The organism is Winogradskyella pelagia (assembly GCF_017581965.1).
GTDB lineage: Bacteria > Bacteroidota > Bacteroidia > Flavobacteriales > Flavobacteriaceae > Winogradskyella > Winogradskyella pelagia.
The window spans coordinates 286,132-296,757 of the sequence record NZ_JAGEVF010000003.1 but is presented as its reverse complement, the minus strand read 5'-3'; the positions used below and the strand labels follow the sequence as shown (position 1 = coordinate 296,757).

Here is a 10,626-nt window from a genome sequence, read left to right as displayed (position 1 = left end):
TAAAGATTAGTTGGTTTTGGCTGTAATGGTTACCGTTAGATCCGAATTTTTAGGTACCGTTGGATCATAGCTGTCAATTTTAAGGCTTGGCAGTCCAGTGGGTGTACCTAAAGGTTTAAAATTATAGGCCTCATAAATACCATCATTGATAAATGGAGAGCCCGCTTGTAGTGTTAAATCGTCTAAATTTGGATTAAATGTACCCGAAGTACCAATACTCCCGTTACTGCCATCTCTAAAGGTAAATAAAGGGTCAATGTTTTCTTGGCTGTTACTTATGGTAATGTTACTGCCTGTTGCAAAATTGTAGTTAGCGTCATAGTTGTAGGTTAAACAATTGGTAATTTGCAAAGGTCCTGTACCAAAATAAGATACCGTGATATCAGCGAATCGATCCCCAATGAACAAGCAGTTACTGATATTTAGAAGATCAGGTGTATTATTGGTAATAGAAAATCCATTAAAATAGCCTACGATATTATTTGCAAAAAGCAACGTGTCTACCATACTAAAGGATACAGATGATGAAGTGAATATATTATTGGTAACTAAAAAGTTAGAAGTATTTGTACCAATACTAAAGGATCCAATAATGTTTCCTTGCATTAAAATGTTATTAAAGGTTCTATAAATCCCAATATTTGGAAAGTTTCCGATTTTGTTATCTTGAAAAACTAAATCTGTGATTGTACCGTAGTTTCCACCAGACACAAAAGGTTCACTTACACTAGAAATGTCAAGACCTTTTATAACACTGTTGGAAGAGCCTTCTACAAGCTCTAATGTACCAATATCAGAAGAGTAGGACGCATCACTATGGGATCGCCCAATAATGGTGAGTTGTTTATCTAATGTCACATTACCATAGCTGGTTGAGGATTGCTGTACGTGAATAATATCCCCGTTGGCCGCAGCATCAATGGCGGCCTGTAGATTATCAAAGTCTGCAGCTGTACCAGCATTATTATTAACGATGTGTGTGGTTTGTGCGTTTAAGGCCGTTATCGTAAGACCTAAGCAAAGCACCATTGCTGTTTTAAAGATTTTTGTAATCGTTTTCATTGTAAATTAAATTATTGGTTAATAACAGTTTCCAATTTAGGTTTCATGGAGACACAAAAAAATCCCCAATACTGGGGATTTTTTGGTCACAAGATGCCTATTCTATCGTTAAATGGTAAAATTAAATGTTATTGCTTCATAAAGCGTTTGACGACTTTAGAATTTTGCTCTTCAATACTAAGGATATACATACCAGAATTAAGGTTCTCAATATTGAGTAATAGGGTATCCCCAGAAACCTCTTTTTGCTGTATGAGTCTGCCATTTACATCGTAAATGCTTAGAAGGCCTTTCTCTAAGGTTTCCCCAAATTGAATATTTAGCCACTCTTTTGATGGATTTGGGTATAAGATTAGATTAAAATTCTGTTCAGTGTCCATACTTAAGCTGGCATCTATCAATAGGGTGATTGGAGCCCGGGCAATCGTTAGGCCTGGTAATATAGGATTGGTAATTTCGCAATAATAGATGCCACTATCCGTCTCCTGAGCATTGTTAATTACATATGTGGAGGCATTAGCACCAGAAATGGCGACGTTATCCTTAAACCATTGGTATTGATTGTTTAATGCTGTAGCCTCAGAGTTTCTATTGATGTCAGCATCGTTAACATCAAAAGTGAAGTTAGTACCAGGAGGGCTCTCAAAGTCTTCTGGTAAATCAGTTGTGCGTTGTGGTGAATAGGTAATGCTATTGTAATTACCGCTAGTGAAATAAGGTTCTATGTCGGAAAAATCAAAAAGGTTATCAGAAATATCAAGATTGATGGTAGGACTATTAAATGGAATAGAACCTCCAAGATTATTTCCGCTAAGATTTACAAATAAGAGATTCGTTAAATTTCCTAAGGTCGCAGGCAGGTTACCAGTCAAATTGTTGTTAGGTAAGTTTAATCCGCCTACACTACCGTTATCAGAAAGGCTAACACCAGTCCACATAGCAATGGGTAATGAGGTATCTAGCCAATTTACATTATCTGACCAATTAGTGCCCCCTAATGAATTATAGACATCTAATAAATTAGAATAATCCGGATGCGCTGTTGGGTCTAATAAGTTATTGATGTCAACTGTGGCTATGCGTTGTGCTGTTTGCTGAACGATATAGAATTCATTATCTATCAACATATCCCAAATAGAAGTTAAGCCAGTCGCTAAGGTAATAGGTGTGGGATTAGTATCTGTAAGGTTAATACGCTTTAAACTGCTACTTCCCGAATAATACAAAAAGCCGTTGTCAATAGCTACGTCTAAAACACTAGATTCTATAACCACATTTTCAACTGTGGGGTTAGTTTGGGTCACATCAATTTTAGAGACAAAGCCATCACTACCTCTGGCAACATACAAATCGTTTCCGTCAAAGGCAATATCTCCCATAAAACTGCCAAGATTATCAATGACAACTTCGCTTGTAGGTGTTGGAACGGTATAATCGAATCTTAGTATTTGACCATTGTTTCTGTCGCCTACATACATAAAGTTGTCTTTAGTAGCAAGTCCGAAAGCACCAGGAATAACCAGGACGAATTCTAGTTGAGGCGTTGGGGCTGATAGGTCTATTTTACCTACGTTATTGAGCCCATAGGTGAGATAAAGCTCATTACCTACGACGACAAGCTTTGTTGGGAAAGATATTCCGGTAATTAAATCTTGAGGAACTGGGTTTGGTAAAGACATGTCAACCGATAATACTTTGGATTCACCTACACTTCCAATATAAAGTGTGTTACCGCTTTTCGTAACACCTACAGTGGTACCTAGATTAGTTAAATAGTCAGAAATTTGTGCATTTAGCGAAAAACACGCAACACATGCTAAGAGTAATGTAATTTTTTTCATCTTATGAAATACGTTAGTTAATACATTTTAAAAATACAAAACCGCTTAACGCCAAAAAATCCCCTGTAGTGGGTATTTTTTAAGTTATGTTATGGAAATATACTTGTTAATTAAGCAATTCCTTGAGTCTTTGAAGTAAGTTGTTAATGTCTTCTTGATTTGCCGACAAATTACTTTCCAACTCTTCTAGTTTTAAGTGATAGGGATTAATTTCAGTTATTTTAACCTCAATTGTTTTTAGGCCATCTATTTTAAAGAGGTCACTGTAGATTTTTGAATTTTTGAATAATTCCTTAGTATCTGTATGATTTCTGACAGGTACAATTATAGTATTTGCATCTTGAGCCTGTTCTTTGATTTTTCCATTAACTAGGCTGTAATAAGTGCCTTTGATTTCAATAAGCAAATTGACATATGGGTATTTTTCTGTGGTCTTGGCTTTGGTATAGCTGCTTTTTATATCCTTTAAGCTAAAAACGAATAAACTATCGTCAATAGGTATGGCATCAAACTGAATTCGCATTGCCGATTTATTATTGGTTTCTTTAGCATTTGTGAAAATGGTTCTGGTTAATTCAAGTTTAGGTAATGCAATACTATCCCCTGTATCATTATCAATGACACCTGTTTTAAATGGCACCGTATTTCTTGCGGTATAGGTTTGGGTATATTTCTTTTTGCGGTCCTTGATGATTTTCCCCAAGTAATCTGGAATTTTAACAATCTGTTCAATGATAAGTCCGCTAGGGTCAAAGCTCTCTGAACTTATATTGTTTTCTTCATCAACATTTGTTAAGGCTGAGGTTCTGTGCTCAGTTATTTTTAAGTGCACAAATTCTGCTTGTGTCTTTATTTTTTGGTAGGATTTCTCACCAATTTTTCCATAACTATTGAGTTTGATTGTGGAGCACGAACATAGCAATAGAAATATAGTAACAATAAGAACTGTATGCTTCATCAATTTTAGGGTTTAAATTTATATTTCTTTTCAAGTGCATAACGCATCAATTCGCCTTTGCCTTTTAGTCCCAAAATGCGTGTCATGTTTTTTCTATGGGTATCCACAGTATGTATGCCAATGAATAGTTCATCTGCAATTTCTCTTGAGGTTTTTCCTTGGCCCACCAAACGCAAGATTTCTATTTGTCTTTTGGTGAGTTTACCTTTCTTTTTCCCAGAGGTACTAATTGAATTCAGTTCGATATTGGCATCAAAATAAGTCTGTCCGTTATAAACGGCTTTTATGGCTTTGAGTACCTCACCTAGTGCTGAGTTTTTTAACAAATATCCAGAAGCACCGGCTTCAAGCATTTGTTGTATAGCTTCGGTTTGATCGAACATTGTAAAGGCCAATACTTTTATATGTGGGAACTCCCTTTTTATGGTTTCTGTGACGGTTATGCCATCCATTTTGGGCATTCTAATATCCGTAATGACAACGTTAGGTTCCTTTAAACGAACCAAATGAAGCAAGGCTTCCCCATCATTTGTGGTACCTACAATGTCTATATCCTGTTCATATTTGAGCAGTAGTTCTATACCGTCAATGAGGGCTTGGTGGTCTTCTGCTATGGCTATTCGTATCATAAGGGGATGTCTATTATTACAGTGGTACCTTTATTCAATTCAGATTCAATACTGAGCTTACCATCCAAGTGCTCTACACGTTTGTCAATGCTAGAAATACCCATACCATAATTCATTTTTGTAATCTGCTTTGGATTGAAGCCCTTACCGTTATCCTCTACCATGATATTTATACTATCGTCATGATGGGTGAGATGGATGGTCGCCTCAGTGGCTTCGGCATGTTTAATGATATTGGTTACTAATTCTTGGATAACCCTAAAAAGGGTGAGCTCGAGACTGTTTTCAAGGCGTTGGTCTAAGCCATGGTCAACAACTTCAATATCAATTTGGTTACTTGCAGAAATCGTATCAGCTAGGTGTTGAACAGCTTTAAGTAGTCCTTGTTTGGCCATGACACCAGAATTCTTGACATGGGCAACCGTACGTACCTTTTGATAGGCCTCATTAATCAACTTATTGGTTTTTTCAAATAGGTCTTTCGATGCATCTCTTTTTAGGGCATCAAAATGGAGTTTTACGGTTGCCATCATTCCGCCTAAATCATCATGTAAATCATTTGCTATACGTTGCCGTTCTTTTTCCTGACCTTCTATCATGGCATCTATGGCCTTAAGTTCTTGTTCTTTTAGAACTGTTGACAATTTTTGACTTTGAAGTTTTTTAGCTTGTTCGGTAAGCTTTTGTTTACGTTTAACGTTTTTAAACACTAGAAATGCGATTATACTGCCCAAAGCCAAACTGCCACCAAGGCCAATGGCAATGTTCTGATTCTGTTTGCGTTTTGCTTCACTCTCTAAATTATCTGCTCTAAGTTTTTCATTGTCGTATCGTTCTTCAATCTCTGTTATAGCAGAATTTTGCTCCTTTAAGTTAATGACATCCTTAATGGAATCGTATTTATATAAGTAATCGTAGGCCTTGGGCCAGTCTTTTAGATAATAATAGGTAATGTCCATATTGGAGTAGAGGATTTTTTTACTCTTGCTATTCAATTTGGGTAAATCAATGGCTTCTGCCATGAAATAATAGTCCAGAGCTTTTTGGTACTCCTTTTTGCGACGGTAGGCATTCCCTATGTTGTTGTATATGTTGAACGCTGTATTTAAATCTTTGTAGTTGAGCGTATCTGAGAAATAATATTTCAATGCTTGGTTGTAATAGATAATGGCAGAATCCTGATTTCTGAATTTACGTGAATAGGTCGAACCAAGATTTATGGCAATATTGGTTTGCATTCTGGTACTGTCTATTTGTTGAGCCAGGTCTAGTGCTTCTTCAAAATAATATTTGGCAGAGTCACCTTGATTGGCTTTAAGCATTTCAACACCATAATTGGTATAATATACGCTCAACCATTTCACTGAATTGTTGGTTTTGGCATGTTCATACACCTTGTTAAGGTAATCGGTATTTTTAACTTCAAGGTTGTTTTGGCTATCAATAGTGAGATAAAGTTCTAGGTTAAGCCTCGCAACCTGTTCTGTGTCGCCAAGCTCAGTATACAGTTCCAATGCTTTTTTGTATAAATTAACCGCTTGGTCTTCCTTGTTAAGGTTTTCAAAGGATTTACCAAATATAAAGTTGGCCTCAGCCAGCTCTTGCTTGTTAACGGTTTTAATTTGCGAAACATCCAAACCTATAATATCAGAATAAGCTTCTGCATTAAAAATAGAATCCAGTTCTGTAAGCGTAAAATAAGTATTCTCCTGCGCTTTTAATGCAAAACTCAGGAGCATAAAATAAACCAAAATGTAACCGGACCTAACCACCAACTATAATATCGCCTTCTTGTTCGCGGGGACGATTGATGTCTAATATTAAAACAGGTGGAGGAAGCCGACATATATTGGCTTCATATTCTGCTCCATCAGATTTTACGCAAGCTCTAAAGCCGTCAATAAGTTTGTCACTATAAAATGCAGTGTCGTGCAATATATAGACTTTAAGCTGTTCATGGTCAGCAAGCATCGCTTTGCTCAAGCCTTTAATTCGTTTAATTTGAGCTTTTGCTTCTATAAAATGGGTGGCATCAGAGGCTCGATTTTTTTCTCCATCAAATCCATCTACAAGAACGACAATGGCATTCAGGTCTTCGCTTGATGCATTTATAATATCCATAATTTCCATGGATGTGCCAGAAGGGTTGTAAACAGGGAATTTTAGGTGTATCTCTCCTTTTTCTGTGTTGAACATATTAAAATCAATCGATTCAATTTTGAAATGACTTTTCCCATAAGTTTTCTTTTCAGCATCTGTCATTTCAATAAGTTTTTGTATTGGCTTATAGGGATTTAGTAGTATTGTTCCATATTCTTTTGAAGCAATTATTTGGCATTGTTCCAATGTTGCTGCCAAGGATATAATTGAATCCTTTGCTTGCCTCAGTTCAACAGTTTTAGAATTTAGTTGAGTTTCTATGTCTTCACAATCTTTGCAGCCGAAGTACGACAAAAGTATTAGCAAGGACATAACTTTTAGAATGTTAGTTTTCATTAAGAGTTGGTTTTTGAATTAATGTTAAGTCAAAGATGAGAAGAAGGGCTAAACAAAAACATACCCAGTTCTAGGTATATTTGAATGTTAAGTTATAAAAAAATAAGGAATTAATAAGAATTTTAAGACAAAACGGCCTAAACTACTACATAAACATAAACTTCACTGTAGCTAATAGGGCTATAAAACCAACAAAGGCAATTAAGATCCAAACCGTTCCTTTGTAGTAGCGTCGGTGCAGATTGCGGTCCTTACGGTATTGAAAGGCAATGACAATAACAAAGGTTAAGAAGAATAATAGTGCAAAAATCAATTGACCAGTTGTGAACATTGCTGTATTTTTATGCAAATTTAGGAATAATCCTTGTTAAAACAATCCCAACAATGCAAGATAAAATCAATGCTGTAAAGGCTTTTCATACCGCTTTTAAAATAGGTCATAGAGAAACCCCTAAGGCCAATTTAGGACTCGAAAAAAACATGTTGCGCTATAAATTAATGCGTGAGGAAAATGAAGAATATCTAGAAGCTGCCAACGATGGTGATTTGGTTGAAGTTGCTGATGCGCTTGGTGATATGTTATACATTCTTTGTGGCACTATCATAGAGCATGGCTTGCAGCATAAAATCGAGGAGGTCTTTGAAGAAATTCAACGCAGTAATATGAGTAAACTTGGTGAGGATGGCGAACCCATTTACAGAGAAGACGGTAAGGTTTTAAAAGGACCTAACTATTTTAAACCCAATATAGAAGCCATTTTAGAGTCATAAAAAAATCCGCTGAAAAGCGGATTTTTATGTCTTATCTATTTCACTTCATATCTCCAACCATGAGGGTCTTCTGAAATATTATGTTGAATATTCATGAGCTTTTCCTTAAATAAGGAGGCGTAGGAATTATCTAGTTGTTCCAATTCATATACTTCTTCCGCGTGCTCAAAAGCGGACACCGGACTTATAACTGCCGCAGTACCAGCTCCAAAAATTTCTTTTAAACTACCATCTATAGCAGCTGCTTTTATTTCTTTTACACTAACACGTCTTACCTCGCATTCAATACCTAAGTCTTTAGCTAAGGAAATCACACTTTTACGTGTTACACCATCTAAAATACGGTCATTGTTTGGCGCTGTAATCAATGTATCATTTACTCTGAAAAATATATTCATAGTACCTGCTTCCTCGAGGTACTCGTGGGTATTTGCATCGGTCCAAATTATTTGTTGAAACCCTTTCTTTTGTGCTAAGCTGGTTGGATAAAACTGAGCGGCATAATTCCCGGCAGCTTTTGCAAAACCAACACCACCATCGGCAGATCTACTGTACTTTTCTGCAAACAGTACTCTAACAGGCTCATTGTAATAAGCTTTCGCAGGAGAAAGAATGATCATAAAACGATAAGACATGGCAGGCGATGCTGAAATAGCAGGTTCTGTTGCAATTACAAATGGTCTTATATACATAGAATTACCAACACCTGGTTTTATCCAATCGCTATCTAGTTTTAAAAGTTTTTCCAATCCTTCAAAAAAGAAATCTTTCCGAAATTCAGGGATGGCCAAACGCGCAGCCGATTTATTGATTCTGTTGAAATTTTGATCTGGTCTAAACAAGAATATTCTACCGTCATCATCCTTGTAGGCCTTCATGCCTTCAAAAACGGCCTGTCCGTAATGAAACACCCTAGCCGAAGGTTCAATAGTCATCGCTTGGTAGGGCATTATCTGTGGCGTTTGCCATTTACCGTCTTCATAGTCGCAGACAAACATATGGTCGGTAAATACACGGCCAAAAATTAGATTATCAAAATCTACGCTGCCTATTTTAGAAGTTTCAGATTTTACTATAACGATTTCGTTCGGGTTGGTTTCAATCATTTATACCTTCATTTTATGAGGTGCAAAACTACGAAATCATAAGCGTTAAAAAAAGGTAATATTATCTTAATATTCCGTAAATTTGCAATCTAAAATTAATCGATTTAAATCAATAAAAATGAAGAAATTAGTATTGATATTCGCTTTAGGAATATTAGCTTTTGGATGTAAAAATGAAAAAAAATCCACTGAAACAGTTGCTGTTGAAGAAAACCAGGAGATGGCGTACGCCTCTTTTGGAATGGAAATTAATGACGCCGAGGCACTAAATGCTGATCGCATGTTAGAGCAATACAAAGGCTTAAAAGCAGGTGATACTTTAGTTACAAAAATGCGAGGCAAGATAAAGGAAGTCTGTTCCGTAAAAGGCTGTTGGATGACTCTTGATCTTGATGCTGAAAATCAAGTCATGGTTAAATTTAAAGACTATGGTTTTTTTATGCCTTTAAATGCTGAAGGTGAAGTGGTAATAAATGGTAAAGCTTTTGTTACCCAAACTTCTGTGGATGAATTAAGACACTATGCTGAAGACGCAGGTAAGTCTGAGGAAGAGATTGCTGCAATTACAGCACCAAAATTAGAATACAGATTTGAAGCAGATGGTGTCCTTCTTAAGCAGTAGTTTACGTCTTTTTCTAGTTCTTTTAAGTATTTTTACGTTTAGCTGTAAAGACAACAAAAGTGTTGAAGAGGAGACCGAGTCTACTAACAATGACTTTATCATGTATCAGCCTTCTGAGATGGCTAATTTTATGAATGCCCTATATGCCTATAATCAAGGTATAAAAGAGCAAATAACAAATGGAGAAGTGCCAACGCATATGCCTTTAGATTTAATGACTTTGCATTCTGCGGAAATGACCAAAGGAAAAGATAGAAGTCAGGCTTGGCAGAATGTGGTAGATGTCTATATAGAATCACAAAAGCAAGTTGCTGATTCTTTGTCTTCTGAAGATCTAAAATTACGGTATAATGCAGCAATTAATAATTGTTTGGCCTGCCATAAGACAGAGTGCACGGGGCCTATTCCTAGAATACGTAAACTTTTGATTCAATAACTATTGAAGCGCAAAATAATTACCACTTCAGATGGGTCAAAAACGATTCAGATAGAAGATTGGAATGAACAGTATCATTCCATTCACGGTGCCATACAAGAAGCAAATCACGTTTTTATTAAACATGGTTTGCTTTTTTTTAATTCAAGAGAGAATAGAGACTCAGGTGCCTCCGAAATTAGTATTCTTGAAATGGGTTTTGGTACTGGGTTAAATACCTTCTTAACGTATATTGAAGCAGAAAAGCTATCCTCATCAGTAAATTATGTAGGCGTAGAGGCCTATCCTGTTAATGAAGAAGAAATTGCACAATTAAATTATCCGGAATTGGTCTCTTCAGCACATGCCGAAGTTTATACCAAATTACATGCTTCTCCTTGGGAAGTACCCGTATCCCTGTATTCAAATTTTAGCGTAGAAAAACTGCAAATAAAGTTTGAGGATGTCAATTTCTCCAATCAATTCAATATCATTTATTTTGATGCCTTTGGAGCTCGTGTTCAGCCAGAATTGTGGACAGAAGTCATTTTTTCTAAGATGTATAAGGCTTTAAAGGTGAATGGAATATTAGTTACCTATTCGGCAAAAGGAAGTGTAAGACGAGCTATGCAATCCGTTGGTTTTACTGTAGAGCGATTACCAGGTCCACCAGGCAAGCGGGAAATGCTTCGTGCACTGAAAAAATAAAAGGCTCTAACCTTTGTC

Annotated in this window: 12 protein-coding genes; 4 read left to right on the top strand and 8 right to left on the bottom strand. The window is 36.4% G+C overall.

The genetic code is table 11. The features are described 5' to 3' along the window. Positions 1-6 precede the first annotated feature (6 nt). From J4050_RS05775 to J4050_RS05745, 7 genes are all read right to left on the bottom strand, one after another. A complete protein-coding gene (locus J4050_RS05775) occupies positions 7-1,062 on the bottom strand; it encodes a right-handed parallel beta-helix repeat-containing protein (protein ID WP_208153189.1) in 1,056 nt (351 codons plus the stop codon). A 128-nt stretch (positions 1,063-1,190) separates the two neighbouring features. Then, positions 1,191-2,903 (bottom strand): T9SS type A sorting domain-containing protein, encoded by a 1,713-nt coding sequence (locus J4050_RS05770; protein ID WP_208153187.1) that lies wholly within the window; start codon positions 2,901-2,903, stop codon positions 1,191-1,193. Between the two features lie 106 nt (positions 2,904-3,009). Further along, on the bottom strand, positions 3,010-3,861 hold the full coding sequence (locus tag J4050_RS05765; protein WP_208153185.1) for a hypothetical protein: 852 nt from the start codon (positions 3,859-3,861) through the stop codon (positions 3,010-3,012). A gap of 5 nt (positions 3,862-3,866) precedes the next feature. Beyond that, positions 3,867-4,490, bottom strand: a complete 624-nt coding sequence (locus tag J4050_RS05760) for a response regulator transcription factor (protein ID WP_208153183.1) — start codon at positions 4,488-4,490, stop codon at positions 3,867-3,869. Further along, a complete protein-coding gene (locus tag J4050_RS05755; RefSeq protein WP_208153181.1) occupies positions 4,487-6,229 on the bottom strand; it encodes a tetratricopeptide repeat-containing sensor histidine kinase in 1,743 nt (580 codons plus the stop codon). Before J4050_RS05755 ends, J4050_RS05760 begins: the two co-directional genes overlap by 4 nt. Before the next feature lie 25 nt (positions 6,230-6,254). Next, a complete protein-coding gene (locus J4050_RS05750; protein ID WP_208153179.1) occupies positions 6,255-6,986 on the bottom strand; it encodes a hypothetical protein in 732 nt (243 codons plus the stop codon). 145 nt (positions 6,987-7,131) lie between these two features. Then, positions 7,132-7,317: a hypothetical protein gene (locus tag J4050_RS05745; protein WP_208153177.1), complete on the bottom strand. Its 186-nt coding sequence runs from the start codon at positions 7,315-7,317 to the stop codon at positions 7,132-7,134. Between the two features lie 53 nt (positions 7,318-7,370). Here J4050_RS05745 and J4050_RS05740 point away from each other — a divergent pair, with 53 nt between their 5' ends. Next, positions 7,371-7,757 (top strand): pyrophosphohydrolase domain-containing protein, encoded by a 387-nt coding sequence (locus J4050_RS05740; RefSeq protein ID WP_208153175.1) that lies wholly within the window; start codon positions 7,371-7,373, stop codon positions 7,755-7,757. A gap of 35 nt (positions 7,758-7,792) precedes the next feature. Here J4050_RS05740 and J4050_RS05735 read toward each other — a convergent pair whose 3' ends face one another. Next, the gene (locus J4050_RS05735; RefSeq protein ID WP_208153173.1) at positions 7,793-8,863 is read right to left on the bottom strand and encodes a branched-chain amino acid aminotransferase; all 1,071 of its coding nucleotides are present in this window, start codon (positions 8,861-8,863) and stop codon (positions 7,793-7,795) included. Positions 8,864-8,981: 118 nt separating this feature from the next. On the opposite strand from J4050_RS05735, the gene J4050_RS05730 reads away from it, so the two are divergent. The 3 genes from J4050_RS05730 to mnmC2 are packed head-to-tail and all read left to right on the top strand — an operon-like array spanning position 8,982 to position 10,608. Next, positions 8,982-9,485: a DUF4920 domain-containing protein gene (locus J4050_RS05730; RefSeq protein ID WP_208153171.1), complete on the top strand. Its 504-nt coding sequence runs from the start codon at positions 8,982-8,984 to the stop codon at positions 9,483-9,485. Then, positions 9,463-9,921: a hypothetical protein gene (locus J4050_RS05725; protein ID WP_208153169.1), complete on the top strand. Its 459-nt coding sequence runs from the start codon at positions 9,463-9,465 to the stop codon at positions 9,919-9,921. Before J4050_RS05730 ends, J4050_RS05725 begins: the two co-directional genes overlap by 23 nt. 3 nt (positions 9,922-9,924) lie before the next feature. Further along, a complete protein-coding gene (gene mnmC2, locus J4050_RS05720; RefSeq protein ID WP_208153167.1) occupies positions 9,925-10,608 on the top strand; it encodes a tRNA (5-methylaminomethyl-2-thiouridine)(34)-methyltransferase MnmC2 in 684 nt (227 codons plus the stop codon). Positions 10,609-10,626 lie beyond the last annotated feature (18 nt).

Coding starts and splice junctions, on each gene's coding strand:
- J4050_RS05775 (WP_208153189.1), bottom strand. CDS start 1,062: ATGAAAACGATTACAAAAATCTTTAAAACAGCAATGGTGCTTTGCTTA.
- J4050_RS05770 (WP_208153187.1), bottom strand. CDS start 2,903: ATGAAAAAAATTACATTACTCTTAGCATGTGTTGCGTGTTTTTCGCTA.
- J4050_RS05765 (WP_208153185.1), bottom strand. CDS start 3,861: ATGAAGCATACAGTTCTTATTGTTACTATATTTCTATTGCTATGTTCG.
- J4050_RS05760 (WP_208153183.1), bottom strand. CDS start 4,490: ATGATACGAATAGCCATAGCAGAAGACCACCAAGCCCTCATTGACGGT.
- J4050_RS05755 (WP_208153181.1), bottom strand. CDS start 6,229: ATGCTCCTGAGTTTTGCATTAAAAGCGCAGGAGAATACTTATTTTACG.
- J4050_RS05750 (WP_208153179.1), bottom strand. CDS start 6,986: ATGAAAACTAACATTCTAAAAGTTATGTCCTTGCTAATACTTTTGTCG.
- J4050_RS05745 (WP_208153177.1), bottom strand. CDS start 7,317: ATGTTCACAACTGGTCAATTGATTTTTGCACTATTATTCTTCTTAACC.
- J4050_RS05740 (WP_208153175.1), top strand. CDS start 7,371: ATGCAAGATAAAATCAATGCTGTAAAGGCTTTTCATACCGCTTTTAAA.
- J4050_RS05735 (WP_208153173.1), bottom strand. CDS start 8,863: ATGATTGAAACCAACCCGAACGAAATCGTTATAGTAAAATCTGAAACT.
- J4050_RS05730 (WP_208153171.1), top strand. CDS start 8,982: ATGAAGAAATTAGTATTGATATTCGCTTTAGGAATATTAGCTTTTGGA.
- J4050_RS05725 (WP_208153169.1), top strand. CDS start 9,463: ATGGTGTCCTTCTTAAGCAGTAGTTTACGTCTTTTTCTAGTTCTTTTA.